Source organism: Lactobacillus sp. WILCCON 0058 (genome assembly GCF_057198005.1).
The window spans coordinates 2,288,826-2,309,980 of sequence record NZ_JBUBHM010000001.1 but is presented as its reverse complement, the minus strand read 5'-3'; the positions used below and the strand labels follow the sequence as shown (position 1 = coordinate 2,309,980).

The 21,155-nt window shown below is 47.4% G+C and carries 20 protein-coding genes and 2 pseudogenes; 2 read left to right on the top strand and 20 right to left on the bottom strand.

All coding sequences use genetic code 11. The features are described from left to right. Positions 1–8: 8 nt before the first annotated feature. The 5 genes and pseudogenes from ACYVUU_RS10735 to nagB all read right to left on the bottom strand — a co-directional run bounded on the left by ACYVUU_RS10735 (position 9) and on the right by nagB (position 3,879). Positions 9–656 (bottom strand): deoxynucleoside kinase, encoded by a 648-nt coding sequence (locus ACYVUU_RS10735; RefSeq protein ID WP_260268679.1) that lies wholly within the window; start codon positions 654–656, stop codon positions 9–11. Positions 657–1,079: 423 nt separating this feature from the next. Next, positions 1,080–2,183: pseudogene (locus ACYVUU_RS10730) on the bottom strand (IS3 family transposase). A gap of 274 nt (positions 2,184–2,457) precedes the next feature. After that, positions 2,458–2,859, bottom strand: a complete 402-nt coding sequence (locus tag ACYVUU_RS10725; RefSeq protein WP_484500871.1) for a type II toxin-antitoxin system death-on-curing family toxin — start codon at positions 2,857–2,859, stop codon at positions 2,458–2,460. Next, the gene (locus ACYVUU_RS10720; protein ID WP_302188485.1) at positions 2,856–3,101 is read right to left on the bottom strand and encodes an AbrB/MazE/SpoVT family DNA-binding domain-containing protein; all 246 of its coding nucleotides are present in this window, start codon (positions 3,099–3,101) and stop codon (positions 2,856–2,858) included. Before ACYVUU_RS10720 ends, ACYVUU_RS10725 begins: the two co-directional genes overlap by 4 nt. Positions 3,102–3,174: 73 nt before the next feature. Continuing rightward, positions 3,175–3,879 (bottom strand): glucosamine-6-phosphate deaminase, encoded by a 705-nt coding sequence (gene nagB, locus ACYVUU_RS10715; RefSeq protein WP_484500870.1) that lies wholly within the window; start codon positions 3,877–3,879, stop codon positions 3,175–3,177. Positions 3,880–4,098: 219 nt separating this feature from the next. On the opposite strand from nagB, the gene ACYVUU_RS10710 reads away from it, so the two are divergent. Further along, positions 4,099–4,941, top strand: coding sequence for an aldo/keto reductase (locus ACYVUU_RS10710; RefSeq protein WP_484500869.1), 843 nt, complete (start codon positions 4,099–4,101; stop codon positions 4,939–4,941). Between the two features lie 128 nt (positions 4,942–5,069). Next, a complete protein-coding gene (locus ACYVUU_RS10705; protein WP_484500868.1) occupies positions 5,070–5,567 on the top strand; it encodes a hypothetical protein in 498 nt (165 codons plus the stop codon). A 44-nt stretch (positions 5,568–5,611) separates the two neighbouring features. On the opposite strand, the gene ACYVUU_RS10700 is transcribed toward ACYVUU_RS10705, so the two are convergent. The 15 genes and pseudogenes from ACYVUU_RS10700 to ACYVUU_RS10630 form a co-directional block, all read right to left on the bottom strand. Then, a complete protein-coding gene (locus ACYVUU_RS10700; RefSeq protein WP_484499357.1) occupies positions 5,612–7,012 on the bottom strand; it encodes an MFS transporter in 1,401 nt (466 codons plus the stop codon). A gap of 211 nt (positions 7,013–7,223) precedes the next feature. Beyond that, positions 7,224–8,180: an ABC transporter permease gene (locus ACYVUU_RS10695; RefSeq protein ID WP_439775210.1), complete on the bottom strand. Its 957-nt coding sequence runs from the start codon at positions 8,178–8,180 to the stop codon at positions 7,224–7,226. After that, positions 8,180–9,319, bottom strand: a complete 1,140-nt coding sequence (locus tag ACYVUU_RS10690; RefSeq protein ID WP_439775209.1) for an ABC transporter permease — start codon at positions 9,317–9,319, stop codon at positions 8,180–8,182. The genes ACYVUU_RS10695 and ACYVUU_RS10690 overlap by 1 nt, the downstream gene beginning before the upstream one ends. Beyond that, the gene (locus ACYVUU_RS10685) at positions 9,312–10,856 is read right to left on the bottom strand and encodes an ABC transporter ATP-binding protein (RefSeq protein WP_439775208.1); all 1,545 of its coding nucleotides are present in this window, start codon (positions 10,854–10,856) and stop codon (positions 9,312–9,314) included. The genes ACYVUU_RS10690 and ACYVUU_RS10685 overlap by 8 nt, the downstream gene beginning before the upstream one ends. A gap of 82 nt (positions 10,857–10,938) precedes the next feature. Beyond that, complete coding sequence (locus tag ACYVUU_RS10680; RefSeq protein ID WP_439775207.1) at positions 10,939–12,024, bottom strand: BMP family lipoprotein; 1,086 nt, start codon at positions 12,022–12,024, stop codon at positions 10,939–10,941. A gap of 403 nt (positions 12,025–12,427) precedes the next feature. Then, entirely contained in the window at positions 12,428–13,150 is a 723-nt protein-coding gene (locus tag ACYVUU_RS10675; protein ID WP_484500867.1) for a helveticin J family class III bacteriocin, read from the bottom strand. Positions 13,151–13,503: 353 nt separating this feature from the next. After that, on the bottom strand, positions 13,504–15,210 hold the full coding sequence (locus tag ACYVUU_RS10670) for an RNA-guided endonuclease TnpB family protein (RefSeq protein ID WP_484500866.1): 1,707 nt from the start codon (positions 15,208–15,210) through the stop codon (positions 13,504–13,506). Positions 15,211–15,382: 172 nt separating this feature from the next. After that, complete coding sequence (locus ACYVUU_RS10665) at positions 15,383–15,610, bottom strand: hypothetical protein (protein WP_484500865.1); 228 nt, start codon at positions 15,608–15,610, stop codon at positions 15,383–15,385. A gap of 138 nt (positions 15,611–15,748) precedes the next feature. Further along, complete coding sequence (locus ACYVUU_RS10660; RefSeq protein ID WP_439775205.1) at positions 15,749–16,573, bottom strand: hypothetical protein; 825 nt, start codon at positions 16,571–16,573, stop codon at positions 15,749–15,751. 96 nt (positions 16,574–16,669) lie between these two features. Further along, positions 16,670–17,548 (bottom strand): hypothetical protein, encoded by an 879-nt coding sequence (locus ACYVUU_RS10655; RefSeq protein WP_439775204.1) that lies wholly within the window; start codon positions 17,546–17,548, stop codon positions 16,670–16,672. Positions 17,549–17,659: 111 nt separating this feature from the next. Beyond that, positions 17,660–18,757 carry a BMP family lipoprotein gene (locus ACYVUU_RS10650; RefSeq protein WP_201331776.1) on the bottom strand — a complete coding sequence of 366 codons (1,098 nt, stop codon included), beginning with the start codon at positions 18,755–18,757 and terminating at the stop codon, positions 17,660–17,662. Positions 18,758–18,940: 183 nt separating this feature from the next. Continuing rightward, positions 18,941–19,039, bottom strand: a pseudogene (locus ACYVUU_RS10645) (DUF4352 domain-containing protein); the annotation flags it as partial. 21 nt (positions 19,040–19,060) lie between these two features. Further along, entirely contained in the window at positions 19,061–19,726 is a 666-nt protein-coding gene (locus tag ACYVUU_RS10640; protein ID WP_439775203.1) for a hypothetical protein, read from the bottom strand. An 18-nt stretch (positions 19,727–19,744) separates the two neighbouring features. Next, entirely contained in the window at positions 19,745–19,915 is a 171-nt protein-coding gene (locus ACYVUU_RS10635; RefSeq protein ID WP_002878348.1) for a hypothetical protein, read from the bottom strand. Positions 19,916–20,101: 186 nt separating this feature from the next. Next, a complete protein-coding gene (locus tag ACYVUU_RS10630; RefSeq protein ID WP_484500864.1) occupies positions 20,102–21,142 on the bottom strand; it encodes a serine/threonine protein kinase in 1,041 nt (346 codons plus the stop codon). Positions 21,143–21,155 lie beyond the last annotated feature (13 nt).

Below are 21,155 nucleotides of genomic sequence, written 5' to 3'. Positions count from 1 at the left end.
ACAACTAACTATAAATTACCGATTTCGCGCAGCTTGTTGTCGATGATGTCCAGAACCAGATCCTGGTCATCGATGTTGTCGACAAAGTCGTACTTGTCACCATCGATCATCATCTTTGGTGAAACGTCATATTGTTCATACCAGGGCTCGTAGTAGCGTAGGAGGTTCTGGTAGTATTCCTTCAAGCCCGGGTCGGAGTCGAGCTGTTCGAACTCCCGGCCCCGCTTGCCGATCCGCTTGAGCATGGTGTCAAGGGAGACGTGGATGTAGATCAGGAGGTCCGGCTTCTTGCGCGGATTGCCTGGCACGTCTTCCATCATGTTGTCCATCAAATCGTGGTAGATTTGGTATTCAGTCGGGTCGGCCACACCGCTGTCGACGTTCATGTTGAAGAAGAGCAGGTCTTCATAGATGGACCGGTCTAAAACGTCGTTGTGGTTGCCGGCGGCAGCGTTGATTTCAGCCAGCCGCTTGTTCAGGAAGTAGGTGTTCAAGAGGAAGGTGTACCGCTTCATGTCTTTGTAGTACAAAGGCAGAACCGGATTGTTGTTGACCTCTTCATAATATGCTGTTGAGCCAAGGTGCTTGGCGAGGATACTGGTTAAACTGGATTTGCCGGCTCCAATTGGGCCACTTAAGACAATAACGGTGATCACACTCTTTCTATTCATACTATACTAGATCTACGTTGCTCTAATAGTTTATTGCAAGATATAGTGCCTTAGCAAGCTTTTTGTCCAAAAAGATTTTTTCATATGATGGAGGATTTTGAGTCAAATTAGTCCATACTGTTGCTTTTGACAGAATAAATCAATTCTTTACCTTTTGTTCGTATTCGGTTCGGTGGGGCGTGATATAATAATTCTCAGAGGTACGAGAATGTAGAAGAACTTAAAATCATAGAAATAATCCAAAGACAGTCAGTGATCTATATTACTTTTCGAACAAGTAACACTAAGGCCAGTGGATGAATTATTAGGAAAGGAGGTAAAACGAAAATGGTCCAAACGAAAAGAAAGAAAAAACAAAAGACAATTCCGAGAAATTGATGTGACCCCCAAAATTGGGACAATTTAGTATTACGCCGTTAAGGCTGTTAAAACATGATTCCGATATTCAATCGGGGTCATGTTTTTTCGTCCTGTCTTGATTCTCACGTTGTTGTAGTAATCGATGTATTTGTGAATAGCTTGCTCAAGCTCATTTAAGTCCTTGTATTTATGTTCTTGGCCGTAGAACATCTCCCGCTTAAGAATGCCGAAGAAGCCCTCCATTAAGCCGTCATCAAGAGAATTACCCAATCTGGACATACTCTGATCGATCCCTCTGTTAGCCAGAGCGGCTTGATCTTGCCTTGAACGCCGTAATAGCTGCTGTATTTGCGTTTCTTGCGGATTGAGATGGCGAACAAGCCCATCTTTTGCATGAGCCTCTGCACCTTCTTATGGTTGACCTCATAGTCTTCCCGGCGAAGCTGTCCGTAGATTCGCCGGTACCCATAGCGCTGTCTGTGTTCAAGAAAGATCTCTTTGATTCTATCCATCAGTTTCTGATTACCAGAATCCTTATCAAGCTTATGGGTTTGGTAGTAGTAGTTACTTCTTGAGATATGAGGCAATCCAGGGTTGGCATTGATAACGTCGATAATACTTAACGCTAAGCCGCAATTCTTGCCTTAATTCATTGATTGCACGAGCTAATTCTTCTTTTCTTGGCTCTTGCGTTCTTGAATTAAGGCCTCCAATTTTTTTATGTATGCAAGCTCGACTGTAAGCCTCTTTACCTGCTCTTCCAATTCTTTGATCCGCTGTTTGTCCTTGCTTTTGGGCATTCTTGGGTGGTCTACCTTTCTTCTTGGTAATGACAGTATACCCGCTTTCTTTAAAAGAGCGAAGCCAATTTGCAAGAATTCCTGTATTTGTAAGTCCTAAGTCTAGAGAAACCTGTCTAAGTGCTTCACCGCCTAGCAGAACTCTATCAATGGCAGCAAGCTTGAAATCAGCAGTATATTTCTGTTGAGGGCGATCCAGAATATCTTCACCATATTTTTGAATCAAGTCCACCAAATATTGGATTCCTCTACGCCCCATCCCATATTTCCGGCTAAGGTAGGTGCCTCTTCTGTCATCGTCTACCCATTCATGGTAGATAGCAAGTTTGATTTCTTTAGTGTATTTAGTCATGAAAATAACCCCCGAAATTAGTGTCCTAATTTCGGGGGGTCATATCTGCCTTCTGTTGAGGCAGATCCTTTTGCGTATGCTGTTTAGCGGCCTTTTTTAGAGTAGTTGATCAGATACTTGGCCAAAGCAATTAGGCCGAAGACTGCTAAAATGACTACGATGACCGTCATGATTGTAAACCAAGGCATTTTCATCACTCCCAATGCTATGCAAGTTAACTATATCTCTTATTCATTATATCATCATTCCCTTTCGCTTACAGTTTTAAACCGGATCAATCAATAATAGCCAGGCTGTTTCTTTCCAGAACTGTTGCAATTTTCTTCATTTCGTCTTCAGTATCGTCTGACAATGTTATTTGTAAGATCAGAGCTTCAGCTTCATCTGTAGTTAATCTTAATTGGTAGCCATTTCTGTGGAGAAATAAGAGAGTGCTAATGTACGCCGTGCGTTTATTTCCATCTTCAAAAATATATTTCTTGGTTATTTTTTGCATGATGTAGGCAGCTTTCAGCCAAATAGTCGGGTAAAGTTCTGTGCCAAAAACAACCATCTGAGGTTGCTCAACTACGACAGACAAACCTTGAGGGTATTGCAAGTCTGTTGCTTTTTGCCCCAGTCTTTCTAGCACTCGTTTATTAACCGCTATTATCTCTTCAGCGCTTAAGTATTTCATTCGTCTTTCAGCCGCTCCATCAATTCGCGATTTTCGTCAAACAGTTTATCAATTAAAGCAAGTGTTTCAGGACTAACCTTTTTCCTCTTTTTAAAAGTAATTGTTTGGCCATCGGGAGATATTTCTTTATCAAAAACATCTCCAGCGTTGGCAGACAGTAATTCCTTGTCGTGCTTTGTCACTCTAAAACCATATGAATTTCCGGATTTAAACAGTTTAGACGTCCCAATTGAATGTTGCATTACCATCACCTCGTAATCACATTTTAGTATTTTGTAATTACGAAGTAAATTAATTAGCCTCCTGTTTTACTTCTTATTTGAGCAAGCTAGCAGCTGCCTGGTCGGCAATCACGGTCACGTTCGGGTGCTTTTGCAGGACGCTGGCCGGGACATCCGGAGTTACCGGTCCTTCAACCATAGCCTGAATAGCCTTAGCCTTGCTTTCCCCCTTGGCCAAAAGGATGATCTCCTTAGCCGCCATGATATTGGCAATCCCCATGCAGATGGCGCTCTTTGGCACCTCATCAATGCTGTCGAAGAAGCGGGCGTTGGCCTTGATCGTGCTTTCCGTCAAAGCCACTTCATGAGTAACGCTGTCAAAGGGCGTGCCTGGTTCGTTGAAGGCGATGTGTCCGTTCTGCCCGATCCCTAAGACCTGCAAGTCTACCGGGTTTTCCGCCAAAATCTGGTTGTAGTGGCCGCACTCTGCCTGGATATCCTTTGCCTGGCCGTCCGGCAGGTAAGAGTGCTTGAATGGCTTGTACTGGAAGAGATGCTGGTTCATAAAGTAGTGGTAGCTCTGCGGGTTTTCCGGGCTGAGGCCAACGTATTCATCCAAGTTGACGCTGGTCATTTGACTGAAGTCGAGCTGGCTGGCCACCATCTCCTGGTAGAGCTCAACCGGTGAAGACCCGGTTGCCAAGCCCAAGGTCTTGGCCCCTTCGCCAACTGCCTTTGCCAAAAGGTCAAAGGCCTGCTTGCCTAATTCACTGGTGTTTTTCACAACGATAACTTTCATGATGATCACGACTCCTTGATTTTTTACTCACTCATATTGGTATAGTCCATTTTAGTTCCGCGGAGATTTTTTGTCAAGGTATAGACCAATAAATCTTGCTAAAATCCAAGTGCTTTTTTCCAAAAATGGCCGCCCTTGTACTATGCTTAGAGGGAAAAAGAAATAGAAAAAAGAAACGACACAGCAAAGCAGAAAAATAGGAAAAATGGAGGCAAGAGCATGAAATACATGACCGTCAAAGGAGAAAAACTGAGCCAGCTGGGCCTGGGCACCTGGAACATAGGAGAAAATGCCGGCAAGCGGGAGGAGGAAATCGCGGCCATAAGGTATGGCTTGTCATCCGGCGTCAACGTCATCGACACCGCTGAAATGTACGGGGAAGGGCGGGCCGAAAGCCTGGTCGGTGCAGCTATTAAGGACCTGGACCGGAGCCAGCTCTTCCTCATCTCCAAGTTCTACCCCTGGCACGCCAGCCCCCAAGAGCAGAAAAAAAGCCTGGCCGCCAGCTTGAAGCGGCTGGGGACAGACTATCTGGACCTGTATCTTTTGCACTGGAAGAGCGACTATCCTTTGGCAGAAACCGTCAAGGGCCTGCAGGATTTGCAAAAAGCTGGCCTGATCCGCCACTGGGGCGTCTCCAACTTTGATACGGCTGACATGCAAGAGCTGGTAGATATCGCCGGGGAAGGGGCGGTTTTTGCCAATGAAGACCTCTATAATCTTGACAAGCGGGGCGTTGAATATGACCTGCTGCCTTGGCAAAAGCAGCACGATATTGCCTTTATCGGCTACTCACCTTTTAACTCCGGCGACGGGCAATCCATCCCGGTCAAGCCCAGCTTAAAGCAGATCGCGGACAAACGGGGCGTGTCCGTTCACCAAGTATTGCTGGCCTGGACCATGCGGACCGGGCAGGTCTTATCTATCCCTAAGGCCGGTTCAGTCGCCCACATGCGGGCCAACCTGACCGCTGCTGACCTGGTCTTGACGGCTGAAGAACTGGCGGCCTTGGACCGGGACTACCTGCCGCCCAAACATAAGCAGCCTTTGGAAAGCATTTAGTTTTTTGCATACAGGAAGCAAAATTCCCGCAGAAAGCTGATAAATAAACGGATGGTGGTTGACAGCGGCTAAAGAGAGCACTATCATGCAGTTTGTAAGAATGTTGGGAAAGAAAAGAGTGTAACTGCATGAAAAATAAAAAGAACATCGCTTATTTTATTTACGCTGTTTTGACGGCAGCGATTCTGGTCCTGGCCAGAAAGCATTTCGTTGAACTGAAGGGGAGCAGCCTGGATCTGGCGAACACTGGCTATTACACCTATGCCGTCAGAGACCAGATCTTGTCAGGAGACCTGCTCTTCTTTGACTGGGTCAGCGTCATGCTACCGCGGCTGGATCTGGCCGGGATTGAGCCGCTCTTGCTGACCCGGCACTTGACCCGGAAGCAGTTTACCCTGCTGCGGCTGAAGTGGTCCTGGCCTTACCTGGCCTGCCTGTTTGTGATCCACTTGATCTACTGGCCGGGCAGCTGGCTGGCGGCCGTATCTCTTATCCTGCTCTTTGCCGCAGCTGCTGGGATGACTCTTTACCAGCGCCGCTACTTAGGCGGGATCAAAGAGGGCATCTGGGTCTTCGCGGCCTTCGCGCTTTTGCGCCTGCTGGCAACTTTGCTTTTTAAGATCTGAAAAAAGCCTTGCTCCCGCGTGCGGAGTAAGGCTTTTCGTTTGCTTTAGTTTTTGACCAGACCTTGCTTGTCGCGCTTGATCAAGCTCAAGACGCAGGCAAAAATCAAGAGGGTGAAGACGAAGAGAACGATGAAGGCGGCTTGTGACCCCATGACTACCTGCTTGCTTTGCCCCTGGTAAGGACTGCCGGCGATGGCAATGATCACGGACATGGCCGCGGTCCCAATTGAGCCAGAATACTGCTGCAGCATGTTGAAGAGGGCGTTGCCGTCGGCGATGTGCATGACTTCCAGCTGCTGCAGGCCGATGGTCATAGAGTTGTTGTACATCATGCTGAAGCCGGTCATGAACATGACGTGGAAGATCACGATCAAGGCAATGGAGAGCTTTTGGGCAAAAATGATGTAGAGCAGAATGCCGGCCATGGCCAGGATGCTGCCGATTAAGAAGAGCTTCTTGAAGCCCTGGCTGTCCAAGAGCCGGCCCATTACCGGCCCGAAGAAGGCGGACAAGAGGCTGCCCAGGAGCAGGAGCATCCCGCTGGTCAAGGCACTGGTCTTCAGACCCAATTGCGCCAGGTTAGGGATGACAAAGGTCAGGCTGATCTGGATGAACTGCAGGAAAGTGTAGATCAGCAGGCCCAGGTTAAAGCTGATATTTTTCAAAACGGCAATATTAATGATGTGGGCCTTGCCTTCCTGCTTGGCCAGCTTGAAGAAGATGACAAAGGAAATGACCGTGACCAAAAGCCCGCCCCAAACCAGCGGACTGGCAAAGCCGGAGCTGAGGTTGTTGACGGCTAGGGTCAAGGCAACCAGGGCCAGGACGATCAAGAGGTATTCGCTGAAGTTGAAATGATTCCGGTGAGCCTCGTTGTCGCTCATGAAGCAGGCCGCGATAATGCAGAAGATGATGGTGATCGGCAGGGTAAAGATAAAGTTGAACCGCCAGTTAAGAGCTGACAGGCAGATCCCCCCGTAGGTTGGCCCAAGTGACGGGGCCAGGGCAACGATCATGCCTGCTGTCCCGACGAAAGAGCCTTGCTTGGCCCGGGGAACCTCCAGCATGATGATTGAGAAGAGCAGGGGCATGGAAATCCCCGTCCCGATCCCTTGAATGACCCGGCCCAGCAGCATGACCGACAAGGTATTGGACAGCATGCAGATCACCCCGCCGATGACAGAGGCCGTGCCCGCGGCGATGACCAGGCTCTTGAACTTGAAGCTGCGCTGCAGGTAGGCAGCCAGGACAATCGTCAAGGTAACGGCCAGCAGGTAGGCAGTGGTAATCCACTGCACGTTGTTCAAGGACTGGTTGAAGACCTTCATCAGGGTTGGGAAGGTCACGTTCATTGACGTTTCGACCAAAACCCCGCTGCAGGCCACGCCCGCGGTCCCGATGATCGACCAGATCACGGAAGGGGCAACTTTTTCATGAGCTTCCATTAAATTATTACCTCCAATAAAAAACTCCGCTTCCGCGAATTCGCGACCGGAAAAGGGTCTTTGAATTCGGCTAGAAACGGAGTTGCTACTCAGTTTTAAATTCTAGTGAACTAAGCTCCACAAAGCTTGTTCTAAAAACTTGTCATTAATCTACTTTAACATTTTTTCGGAAAAAATGTCAGTAAAAAACAGGGCTTTTGCCCTGTTTTCATTATTTCGACTTGATGTAGTTCTGCCCGTCGGCAGCTGGCCCGACGGTCTTGCCGAAGAAGACCACCAGAACGATGATCGTCAAGACGTAAGGCGCGATCTGCAGGTAAACGGATGGCAGGCTAGAAATGCCTGGAATCTGGTCCCCGATGATACTCAAGCTTTGAGCAAAGCCAAAGAAGAGGGAGGACAGCATAGCGCCGATTGGGTTGTAGCGGCCGAAGATCATGGCAGCCAGGGCCATGAAACCTTGCCCGGCAATAGTGGAAACTGAGAAGTTCCCGGCAATTGCTTCAGCGAAGACGGCCCCGCCGATCCCGCCGAGGAAACCGGAGATCAAGACGCCGGCGTAACGCATCTTGTAGACGTTGATCCCCAAAGTGTCGGCAGCTTGCGGGTTTTCACCGCTGGACCGCAGGCGCAGGCCAAAGCGGGTCTTGTACAGTACCCAGTAGAGGAAGATGGACAAGACGATGGCCACCCAGGCTGGAGCTGAAGTGTTCTTGAAGAAGACCGGCCCGATAACCGGGATGTTGGCCAGGCCAGGGAAGGAGAAGTAGCCGAAGTTTTGGTTGATGTTTTCGGTCTGCCCCTTGTTGTAGATGGCCTTGACCAGGAAGACGGCCAATGGCGGTGCCATCAAGTTCAAGACCGTCCCGGAAATAACGTGGTCAGCCCGCCAGTTGATCGTGGCAACGGCGTGCAGCAGGGAGAAGATGATCCCGACAACCCCGCCCAAGAGGGCACCCAGCCATGGAGTAGCGGCGCCGAAGGTTGAGGCGAAGCTCAAGTTGAAGACGATGGAGGTGAAGGCCCCCATGGTCATGATCCCTTCCAAACCAACGTTGACGATCCCTGAGTTTTCACTGAAGGTCCCGCCCAAAGCGGTGAAAATCAAGGGAGCTGAATAAACTAAAGTTGATGAAACGATTAAGGCTAAAACAGTCACGAAGTTCATTATGCTTCCCCTCCTTTTTGCTGGTCACTAGCGGCTTGCCGGCTGGCGGTTTCCGCCGTGGCAATATAGGTCGCGGTCTTGTCAGACTTCTTTTCCTTGAAAAGGAGGCCGACAGCCCAGCTGATGGCTACGAAGAAGATAATGGCAGCGATGACGATAGAAACGATTTCAAATGGAATCCCGGCTGCCGTCTGCATCCCCAGGCCACCGATCTTCAAGATGGAGAAGAGCAGGGAAGCCAGCAAGATGCCGATGGCACTCATGCCGCCCAAAAGGGCAACGGACATGCCGTCCCAGCCGATGTCCAAGGTAGTCGTTTGGGTGAAGTAGTTCTGGTAAGTACCCAGACCTTGTACAACACCGCCCAGGCCACAGAAGGCCCCTGACAGGAGCATGGAGATGATGATGTTCTTCTTGTCGCTCATGCCGGCGTAACGGCTGGCGAATGGGTTCAAACCAACTGCCTTGATTTCAAAGCCGACCGTGGTCTTCTTCATCAAGAACCAGAAGAGAACCAGGGCAATGATGGCCAGGAAGATACCGCCGCTGATCCGGGAGTCGCCGAACATTTCGCTCAGCCACGGAATCCGCAGGCTGCCGTTGGCCCCGATGGTCTTGGTAGTGTCGGTGTCAACGCGGAGGTTCTTGTTCATGACGTCCTGGTGCAGGTATTGGCAGAGGTAGAGGACGGTATAGTTAAGCATGATGGTTGAGATAACTTCGTTGGTTCCGAAGTAGGCCCGCAGCCAGCCGGCAATCCCGGCAACCAAGGCACCGGCAATGATCCCGGCGATGATTTCAAATGGCAAGAGGATGTAGACCGGCAGGCTCTTGAAGGCCAGGCCGATCCAGATAGCGGTCAGCCAGCCAGCTTGCGCCTGGCCCGGCAGGCCGATGTTGAAGAAGCCAGCGGCTGAAGAGATCTGGAAGCCGATGGCGATAAAGATCAACGGGGTGGCGTTCCGGATGGTTTCCCCGATCCCGTTGGCTGAGCCCAGGGCACTTTCAAACATTGAGCTGTAGGCCTGGAATGGGTCATAGCTCCAGACCAGCATGATGATGGCCCCGACTAAAAAGCCGGCAATAACAGAAACGATCGGCACTAAAAGCCGCTTGGCTTTAGGGCTCACCTTAATCATTAGCGGCAGCCTCCTTCTTGGTATTCTTCCCGGTCATAAGCAAACCGAGTTCAGTTTCACTAGTCTGGTCAGGCTTGACTTCACCTGATTCGGCCCCGTCGTGCAGGACGACGATCCGGTCAGACAGCTGCAGGATTTCGTCAAGTTCGTAGGAAACAAGGAGAACGGCCTTGCCGGCGTCTCTTTGCTTCAGCAGCTGGCTGTGGATGTATTCGATGGCCCCGACGTCCAGGCCCCGGGTTGGCTGGAAGGCAATGATCAAGTCAGCGTCCCGGTCAAGTTCCCGGGCGATGATGGCCTTTTGCTGGTTACCACCGGACAGGTCACTGGCCGGCAATTGTTCGCTGGTCGTGCGGACGTCGAACTTCTTGATCAGTTCCCGGGCGTGTTCCCGGATGGCCTTTTCGTTCATGATCCCGTGCTTGGAGTAAGGCTCCTTGTAGTAGGTCTGGATGGCCATGTTTTCAGACAAAGGCAATTGCAGGATCAAGCCGTACTTTTGCCGGTCGGCAGGGATGTGGCCGACGCCGGCTTCAGTAATTTGGCGGACTGGCTTGTTGGTCAGGTCCTGGCCGTTGATGACGACCTGGCCGCCTTCAACATGGCGCAGGCCAGTGATGGCTTCGACCAGTTCGTCCTGGCCGTTGCCGTCGATCCCGGCCAGACCAAGGATTTCCCCGCTGCGGATAGTGAAGGAGAGACCCTTGACTGCTTCGGTCCCCCGGTCTTCGTTGACGTGCAGGTCCTTGACTTCCAGGATATTTTTGCCCAGATTGAGGGGAGCCTTGTCCAGCTTAAAGTTAACATGGTGGCCAACCATCATTTCGGCCAATTGTTCGTCATCCGCGTCAGCGACGTTGACGGTTTGGATGGACTTACCAGCCCGGATGACAGTGACCCGGTCGGCACTTTCCTTGATTTCCTTCAGCTTGTGGGTGATCAAGATGATGGACTTGCCTTCCTTGGCCAGGTTCTTCATGATCTTGATGAATTCAGTGATTTCCTGCGGCGTCAAAACGGCAGTTGGTTCGTCGAAGATCAAGATGTCGGCCCCGCGGTAAAGGACCTTCAGGATTTCAACTCTTTGCTGCTGAGCGACGGTGATGTCGGAAATCTTAGCGTCAGGGTCGATGGCCAGGCCGTATTGCTTGGAAAGGGCCAGGATCTTTTCTCTGGCGGTCTTGAAGTCCAAGGCCAGGCCCTTAGTGGTTTCGTGGCCTAAAATGATGTTTTCCAGGACAGTGAAGGCCTGGGCCAGCATAAAGTGCTGGTGCACCATCCCGATCCCCAGGCTGGTAGCGACGTTTGGGCCGGAGATGTTGACTTTCTCGCCCCGCACGTAGATTTCGCCAGAGGTTGGTTCGAGCAGGCCGGAAAGAATACTCATTAAAGTAGACTTGCCGGCGCCGTTTTCGCCAAGAAGCGCCAGGATTTCGCCCTTGCGGAGCGTGAGGTTGATATCGTTGTTGGCCTTAAAACCGTTAAAGTCTTTCACGATATGGCGCATCTCAATGATGTTTTTGATCTCTTTTTCCATATGACAAAACTTTCTGTATTACTTTTACAAAAAACACTCCGTAAATATGCGGAGTGTTTCAGATTGACTACTATATATTGTGCTACTTACTTGGAGTAGTTGCAACTTTAATTTTGCCAGCCAGGATCTGCTTGCGGGCAGCTTGAACTGCCTTCCAGGTCTTGGCATCAAGGTTCCCCTTAGTGACAGAGACGCCATCGTGAGCTAAGCCGTAGGAAATTACCTTACCGCCAGGGAATTTGCCCTTGTAGGCTTTGTCAGCGATGTCCTTGCATGCGAAACGCAGCCCCTTTAATACGGAGGTCAGCGTGAAGTTGGCCTTCTTGCCGTCTTTTGAAGTGTAGTTGCCCAGGTTTGACTGGTCAACGTCGACACCGATGACCCAGACCTTCTTGGCAGCCGTAGTTGCCTTGTTGCGGGTCTTGGCTTCGGTGAAGACACCGTTACCGGCGTTGCCGGCAGCTTGGTAGATGATGTCAGCGCCGTCAGTGTACATTGACTGGGCGATTGACTTGGCCTTGTCGGTTGAGGTGAAGTTACCGATGTATTGGTCGTAAACGGTGATCTTCTTGCCTAAGGCCTTGGCACCATCCTTGACACCTTGCTTGAAGCCGGCTTCGAAGAGTTCCAGGACGCTGGACTTGGCCCCGCCGATGAAGCCGACCTTGTTGCTCTTGGTGGTGTAGGCAGCAGCCAGACCGCCAAGGTAGGAAGCTTCGTTGCTCTTGAAGCCGACGGAAGCAACGTTCTTGCGGCCAGTTACGACAGAGTCGATGATGACGAAGTTCTTCTTAGGGTACTTCTTGGATGCGGCTTTAACTGAGTCAGTCAGCATGTAGCCAACGCCGAAAATGGTTTGGTAGCCGGCTTGAGCAGCTTGAGTCAGGTTAGGGGTGAAGTCAGCAGCAGATGATGATTCAAAGTACTGGTAACCGCCCTTGCCTTGCTTGAGGCCGTGTTCCTTGCCGTAGTCCTTGAAACCAGACCAGGCAGCTTGGTTGAAGGAGTGATCGTCGACACCGTTACCGTCAGTGATCAAGGCGATACCGTGCTTGGTGTCCTTGTTGACGGAGGTGTTGGACTTCTTGCCGGAGCAGGCAGTCAATACAGCAGCAACTGACAGAGTGGCTGCCCCAGCGGCAACCAATTTCTTGTAATTAAAGCGCATAGCGAAATTACTTCTTTCTTTTTCTTCTTTTCTTTTTCATAGACGAACGATTATGTATTAAAGATAGCATTTAGTTTGGAAAAAAGCAAGAGAATAGATAGGCGAATATTCGCTTTTTTGGACAAATTTGGAGAAAAAATTTTTTAGTGGCTAGGAAAACGGTTGATTCACGAACAAAGTAGTAACTTTGTATAGACCAGTTCCTGGACTGGGAAGTTTAAGATAGTTGTGATACAATTAGTAGCAGATTAGAGAATCAGGAAAGTTAGCTAATCTAGGGCAGCCGCGAGGCTGCCTTTTTTGTTGCAAGTTATAACCGTTAAGAAAAAGGCGCCCATCGAATGATGAGTGCCTTTGTGTTCTTGGCAAAATTAACGAATCAGGAAAGTTAGTTAATTAATTTTTACCAGGAAATTTCGTAGAGATTGTTGTACGCAGTGCAAGGATCGCCGTTTGAATCTAATGCGTGATAGGCAACGGTGAGATAAACATGATCTTCACCGATGACTTGCAAGCCTTCGACTTCAGAATGATAGCCCTTGTGGTCGATCTTGCCCCAATCACTCAAGTTGACGCTGATCCACTGGTCTGCAAAGGACCGCTTGTTGGTTGGGATCTTGATGATCTGCTTGTGGTGGGTTGTCCATTTTTTGTCTTTATATTTTGGAGCCAATTGACTAGAGATATAGATGTTGCCGTAATCATCCATATCAAAGCCTTGGTAGGAATTGATTAAGCTGCTTAAGTTAGGGTAATAGAACGACTCAAGATAGGCGATGTTACCCATATTAACGTAGTTATTGCCATCGCTAAGTGAGGCAACTTGGTCCAAAGCCTTGTTAATTGTACTCAGAGAGTAGATTGTGAAGTAGCCGTTGCCAGAAGAATCGATGGTTGCTAAGAGAAACTTTTGATGGTTTGGTGATACGGCAGCTTCTGCTCTGACAAAATCCTTTCCGGGATATGGATGACTGCCCGCACGGTTGAGGTAAGCTAAGCGGGGAAAGTCTGAATGACTGCTGTGACTTCCTTTTTGCGCCTTGATATCGACACGGGCGATTTGCTTATCCCATTTGTTCTTACGGGTATTTGTTTTCTTGACACCAATGAACCACTTGTTCGCCATACCAGCATATTCCGAATTCAAAAACATATCCATTAATATTCAAGTGAACACTAATGAACATATTCTTGTCCTCTAGCTGAAGCTAGAGGATTTTTTAGGCTTTTTCACGGGGAAATGCCTTGTGCGCTCAGTTGTATGTACCTCCACTAAAGTTTCCCTTAGCTTCTGATACTTTTATCATACGCACAGTCAAAGAGTTCGCCATATTTTGCTTAACAGAACCCGAAAGCTCAGTCTCACAAAACGGGCAGGAATATATCCTAAGTTTCCCTAGTGCCGAGGCTCTAGGGCAGCGCCCAGTCCATGACTTGAAGCAGGGACGAACCCACGCTTGTGACGCTTTGATTGATGGACTATGCCATCACTAACTGTTTGTTTGCGTAACGGTCTTCAAGAATCAACTTAACATTCTTGTATGGCATGTATTTCGTTATTTCTTTGTCATCCACTCTTTGCAAAATATTTACCGCTGCGGCTGTATTTGCGTTCATTTCTCCACAATTTGGACAGACAGCCATTTCATGATGTGCGCCTTTTCTTTCACTGAAATGTGCACCACATCTTGGACAGAACTGAGACGTATATGCTGGATTAACGTCAATGGTTTGAATTCCCAGACTGCCGCATAAATACTCGATACGTTTATCCAGTCTTCCTTTAGTCCATGACGATAACTTCCGTCTCACTTTTGCTTCATAGCGGTTTGATGCTTTAGGCAACTTTTCCTTAGCAAAAGTCAGATCTTCCTTGACAAGAACATCTGGATCTTCTGCCACAAGCATCTGTCTAATGCTTGTGTTTATCACCCGCTCCATATTGCGTTGCTTTCTTTCGTGTTGGCGGTGGTAGAGCTTGTTGCCAAGATGGTGTTCTTCAAGACGAGCAATTTGGCGCTCAAGACTTCCAATGCGGTGTTTGATACGTTTCTTTGTCTTAGCTGAATAATCCTTGGCTAACTTTTCTTGCAAAGCAGACTTTTCTTCTCTTAATTCCTTAGCTGACTGTATGTACTCATTACGATTTGTATTGCGGTTATCGATCCGCTCAACTTCAGCACCTACCAGCTTGCTGAAATCTGCTCCATATTCTTGATCACTGCTGCATGAGATGAGAGTTGCCAATCCCTTGTCCATACCCAGTTTCTTCCGTGGCTTGCGGATCTCATGAGCAACAGCTTTAATAGCACGATGAACTTCCAGCCGCTTCTTGTCTCGATCAAGAATGAGCTGGATGTCGCCACGTTTCTTCTTGTTGGCATAGCAGTATGGCCCTGTCAGCTTAAACTGCTTTTTCTTTCTGCATTTTGCCGTCATGATTTCTAGGTAGCTTGAGCCATCTTTTTCAACAACTCTCCACATCATTTCGTCACAGAGCATGCATCGTGCAGCCGTTGAATGAGGGTAGGGTTTATGTTTTCTGGTGAGGCGTCTGATATATCCAAAGCAGTGCCGAAGCTTTTTTTCGGATAAAGCAGCTCTTAGTGCAGGATACTGGCTCTTTTCTTCATTTGGCTTTGCTTCATTCTCACGTCTCTGCAGAATGAGTTGCCAGTAATATGGGGAGGTGAAGACGTAATTGAGGTACTGGCGCTCAGCATTAGCCAGTGCATCGTTAGCTTGAACCATCCTTTTCAGTTTAAAGCCAAGATTTGACCACATGGAATTGAGATTCATGCACACGTCTTTAACCGCTTCTGTTACATGCCGGCCCTGAATTCCAAACTGCTCGCTCAGAAGCTTTTGCTTTGAGAGTCTGACCGTTCTTGAATCGGGAGATTTCAATCCTTGATCTTTATTCTTCTTATAGGCCTTTTTCCAGTCTTTGACCGCTTTGCGGGCTTTCTTGATTTCACCGTCATGCTCGCGGATTTTATCTCTAGGGCCATACCAGTTAGCAACATCAGTCATGTGATTGATGCCGCACAACTGTGAATAAAGGAAGTCTCTGCATTTGCCGTAAGCAGTGAACAGCTCATCCAATTCTTTTAGTTCGTCACCAGTTAACTTTACAGTATAAGCTCTGACTGTCTTAGTTTGGTTTCTTCTCTTTTTTCTGGTCATTTTTGGAAACGACTTTCTTTTTACGATCTTACGTTCGCGTCTAGCCGTATTATATCACAACAGCTCGTCCAAATACATTGATAACATGACCTAGAATATAAAAGACTACAAATAAGCATTAGTAGTCTTTTATTGCTATTTTTGACTATATATTTTTACAGCTGTTGACTTCCTAAGTTTGCGTGTGGCCTGCAGCGACATCACTCAAGTGTAAGATGGTCTCAGTCATATCACCAGTTTTACCGCGTACGACGTAGGTGTCTTCTTGCTTGTTTCTCAACTGAAGGCAATAAATGTAAGTTGAACCAACATTAGCTTTTTGAACGGCTGAATGATGGTGTGGATTCAGCTCTACTGTCTTCTTGAGCGAAATGCTCGTGGTTTCTTTAAATTTAACCATAAAAATTAGTCCTCCTATCATAAATTTGTACACTGGCTTCTGCCGGGTACAATGTAATTTTAGCACAAAAGTTTAGTTAAGGCAACAAGTGTTCGAGAAAACAGAATAAGTCACGATAAGGTGACTTATTAGTATAGATCAGTCGTCTTGCTTACTCTTTTGAGTCTTAGCTTTCTCAGCTTTTTTATACTTGCTTTCTTGCCAATTGATATCGAGTATGTTGATTCGATAGTTAGGATGGTTATCTTCTTCGATGTCCCAAAAAAATATATCGCTATCTTTTTTTCGTAAATTGCCCAAAAGGATATACGTTCCTGTATAGCCATGACCGGTGCCTTTTAAACGTGCATAGTATGGCTGGTCGGCATCCCAGAAAGGAAATCCATCACTGTCAGTGAATTGCCTAAGGCCATCGACCATGACGTAATCACCGTATTTATATTTCTTTTTAAGATTAGTGATTTTCTTGGTTTTGCTGTTAAATTTAAATGCGTATGTAGTTTCATCAATCATGGCTTTTTCGCCATTTGAATATTGAGAATGGTTGTTGATCTCTGAAACGTTTCTGGCTTTAATATAGGCTCCATGGCCAATGTAGTAAAAGTAGTGGCCATTGATTTTCTTATAAGGCAGCCAGTATTTTTTGTCAATTTCATAGGTATGATATTTTGTACTATGGAGGAAATAATAGCGGACGTCTTTGTCTGTCCGTTCAACCTTTTTTCTGGTTGTGTAGACGTAACTGCCCTTCTTTAGATAGCCGAGGGGACCATAAAGCCCGTTAAACCAAGGCATCCGGTTGCCATAACGGTCATAGACATAGCTGTTACAGTTTAACTGCAGTACGACTTGGCCTTTTAGGTAGGGCGTATCGTATGCGGCCTGCACAGTGTTTGCAATTAAAGCAGAAAAGCCTAGCGAAAAAGTTAAGGCAAACAGTGTGTTACGTAGCTGTTTGAGCATGATTATCACCCCTTTTGCAAAAAAACGCTTTCTTAATATAATTATAACGCAAGGGCGAAGAAAAAAGGCACGATAAGGTGACTTGCTTTCTTCAGATTAGTTATTGGCTTTCTCCCTAACATTTTGTGAGTGGAGAAAGTTTTTATTTCTTTTTTTCTTAGTATCGGTATAGTAATCTTCGAGTCTGTTAATATCTACTAAGTTAATCCGATAATTCGGATTACTTCCTTCTTCTGGATCTGAATAGAAAGTGTAGAGCTCCTTAGCTCTTAAAGCGGCAACATCGATATATGTTCCCGTAGTGCCGTGGCCTGTTCCTTTTAACCGAGCATAGACTGGTTGATCGGTGTCCCAGAATATAAAGCCATCACTGTCCGTAAATTGCCGCAGTCCATCTATTACTACGTATTTACCTGCTTTACATTTTTTGGTCAAATCTTTTATTTTCTTGGTTTTACTGTCAAATGTAAAAGGATAACCGGACATTTCAATCATGGCTTTTTCACCATTTGAATATTGGGGCAGATCGTTGATCAAAGAGACGTTTCTTGCCTTGATGTAGGCACCATAGCCGATGTAGTAGAAATAATGTCCGTTGATCTTTTTATATGGCAGCCAATACTTCTTACCTACGAAGCCATAATTGTATTTAGTAACGTGGTATTTGGTGAATAAGGTAAAGTAGCGGACGTCTTTGTCAGTCCGTTCAATTCTGTTTCTGGTTGTGTAGACGTAACTGTCCTTCTTTAGGTAGCCGAGAGGTCCGTAAAGCCCGTTAAACCAAGGCATCCGGTTGCCATAACGGTCATATACATAGCTGTTGCAGTTTAACTGCAGTACGACTTGCCGTTTGATATATTTGGGCGTGTATTTTGCTGAACTTGCTGCTGAAACTGTATTTTGAGTTGCCGCCAAAGTCGTAAAACTCAGTATGGCAGCTAAAGCAAACAGTGTGTTACGTAGCTTTTTAGGCATGGTTGTCACCTCTTTTATAAAAGCGCTTTCTTAATATAATTATAACGCAAGGGAGAAGAAAAAAGGCACTCATCGAATGATGAGTACCTTTAAAAAATCTGCTGTTTGAGATTACTTCAAGTCGCTTACGCTTTCAGCAACCTTAACCTTGCCGTTCAAGATTTGCTTGCGGGCTGCTTGAACCTTGCTCCAAGTCTTGGAGTCGATGTTGCCCTTGGTTACAGAAACACCATTGCCTTCAAGAGTGTAGACAAAGTGCTTGCCGCCTGGGAACTTGCCTTGGTATGCCTTTTCAGCAAGACGTTCAACAGCAACGTCCAGGCCCTTCAGAACTGAAGTCAGAACGAAGTTGCTCTTCTTGCCGTCCTTGGAAGTGTAGCTACCCAGGTTTGATTGGTCAACGTCAACACCGATGACCCAAACCTTCTTGGAAGCCTTGCGGTTCTTGTTGATGTCCTTGGCTTCAGTGAAGACCCCGTTACCAGCGTTGCCGGCTGCGTGGTAGATGATGTCCGCGCCGCTGGCGTACATTGATTGAGCGATTGACTTGGCCTTGTCAGTTGAAGTGAAGTTACCGATGTATTGATCGTCAACCTTGATCTTCTTGCCCAAAGCCTTGGCACCTGCTTCAACACCTTGCTTAAAGCCGGCTTCGAACAGTTCCAGGGTAGCTGACTTGGCACCACCGATGTAACCTACGTGGTTGGTCTTGGTAGTGTAAGCAGCAGCGACACCAGCAAGGTATGATGCTTGGTTGCTTTCGAAGGTAACTGAAGCAACGTTCTTTTGGCCGCTGATCACGTCGTCGATGATCACGAAGTTCTTCTTAGGGTTCTTCTTGGCAGCGGACTTGATGGCGCTGGTCAGTTGGTAGCCGACACCGAAGATGGTTTCAAAGCCGGAGCTGGCAGCTTCGTTGGCGTTAGGAGTAAAGTCGGCGGCTGATGAAGATTCAAAGTATTGGTAGCCACCCTTGCCTTGCTTCAGACCGTGCTTCTTACCGAAGGCCTTGAAACCATTCCAGGCAGCTTCGTTGAAGGAGTGGTCGTCAATGGCGTTGTTGTCAGTGATAAGCGCGATGCTGTGCTTGGTGGTCTTAGTACCAGTTGAAGATGATGACTTCTTGCCTTGGCAGGCAGTCAGCAGAACTGAAACTGAAACAGCAGCAGTAGCGATGGTTGCTAACTTTTTAAATTTAGAAACAGACACGTGATTTCCTCCGTTACAACACGAATGTTTGTGTGACAATCGCGAAAGATGTTTATTTTTATCTTAGTTTATTATAGTGTAAAAATAGAAAAAAGCAACAATATAAACGAAATTCCGAACTGTTTTTTGATAGCGGTTAACAAAAAAGCGAAACCTGGCTCTCGCAGGCTTCGCTTTCGCGGTTTATTTGAGCTTGAATTTAACCGTATTGTTGTTCCAAATTGAGGTCTTGTACTGCAGCTGCAACTTTTTGGCGGAAGTCTTTGCTTCGCCAACCAAATTTCTTAAAGATCAAGCTGTCTGTTAGGACAAAGTGATAGTGAAATCAAAATCGTGGTCTAAAGAATCATCACTAAAGTCTTGGCCACTCGCGTCAAATTTCACGCGGACACTGTTGACGTTTGAAATCTTTTCGACTGGGACAGTTACTGTTCCTTGCTTTGTTACGTTCTTTGAAATATCGCCATCCCAACTTTCAGTGGAATCTGCTCCGTGCTGTTCACCATTGGAGTAGATATATGTTCCTTGAGTCGGGTAAACTGAAACATCAGCTTTGGTCTTAATTACGTAATGAATCTGCATGAAACCTTGAATAGTAAATTTGCCATCGTTGGCACTATCATAATTGTAGGCCTTGGCTGTCTTGTACAAAGTAATGCTGTCGACAGATACGCTGCCGCCGGCCCAGCTGTTATTCGTATAGTTCGGCTTAAAGGTCTTTTCCGAAGAAATTTCGTAATTTTTATAGCTGACAGTCAGAGTTTTCTTAGCATTATTTTTCCCAGAAGACTTGTCGTCAGTAGTGCTCTTAGAAGAACTCTTTGATGAACTGGCTACAGAGGCTTCGTCACTGGAGTCGTCACTCGAAGAAGCGGCAGAGCCGAAGATGTAGCCGACAAAAAATACGAAAATGAAGGCGATGGTCACAGCCCACCATTGCTTGTAAAATGGCTTTTTATTGGACTTCATGGCAAGATCCCCCCGGCTCTAAGACTCAGAACTATTCAGCTTGTTGTTAACGCTTAAGAAGCCGAATCCCGACAACAGGGCGGCAAGAGCGCCGACAATACATGCTACGCCAATATCACCGAACATCATCAGCCCGATGGCAATACCAATAACGCCTAAAATGATTAACAGAATTCCAACTACTTTCATCTTATCCTCTCCTTAACCAAGTGACTTAATTGATGCTGAAAGCTGAAAGTCTGCTAGCACACATTCCATTTTTGCCTAAAGCGGCTCAAGCAGAATTCTCAGCTAAAAAAGTCTCCATCTTGCATGGGTCAGCATCCAGTTTAAGTGTAGACTTTTAAAGAGAAGGATTGGTGGGCAGGCAGCCCACTAATGGCCAAAAGATGAAATCGCTACCGATAAGGCGGCTAAAGCCGTGGTCAAAACCGTGGCCACAAGCAGGTAGCTGATGATGATCCCGCAGGCCCGGGTAAATTTGGACTTGGATGAATGGAAAAGGCACATGCTCTTGATATTGCGGTAGTTGCAGGCAAACAGGACGATCAAGAAAAGAACCATGAAAAAGGACAGGCGGAGCAGGAAACGGTCAGCCGCTGAGTCGCTCTTGGCGTCCATATTAAAGGAACTAAACAGCATCAATAAGTAGCCGCAAGCAGCTGTAAGCATGCGGGCGGGCTGATGGCCGCGGAAGCCTGGCAAAAGCCAGCTGGACCGACCTAAGCCAATAATCGCGTCCTTAAATTCCTGGGCGCTTTGGTAGCGTTTCTGGCTGTTGATATGGGTGGCTTTTTCAATGATTTCCCGTTCAGGCCCTTGATAAAGCTGAACGCTGGGCAGGCAGCCGGTATACAGAACGTTCATCAGCACCCCGACTGCATAGAAATCGCTGGCTGGCCCGCTCTGGCTGAAGCCGAACTGCTCCGGGGCCGCGTAGCCCAGTGACCCCAGGACGCGGGTGTCACGGGCGGCATCTTTCTGCATGTTCCGGGCGATATCGAAGTCGGCCAGGATCAGCTTTTTGCCATCATAAAAAATATTCTCCGGCTTGATGTCCCGGTGAATGATCGGCGGCGTCTGCTGGTGCAAGATCGCGAGTACGTCCAGCAGCTGGCAGATCAAGTCGTGGATCTGGGCAGAAGTGAGCTTGTGGGTCTCTAAGTACTGGTCGAGACGGGGAGAGTCGATGTATTCTTCAATGACGGTCAAGCGGTCGCTTTTTTCCAGGCAGACAATCTTGGGAATCGCGGTGTCCAGCTCAGCCAGCTGTTCATATAAAGGAGCGTACTCTAAAGGAAGGACCCGCTCGATGTAAGGGGTCGGGACCAGCTTTTCAACTTTGAAAATTGCTTTGTCGTCCGTTATCTTAATGGGAACTGGATTAACGTAATCGCTTATTTTTCCTTGCTTCATCTTATATAAAATC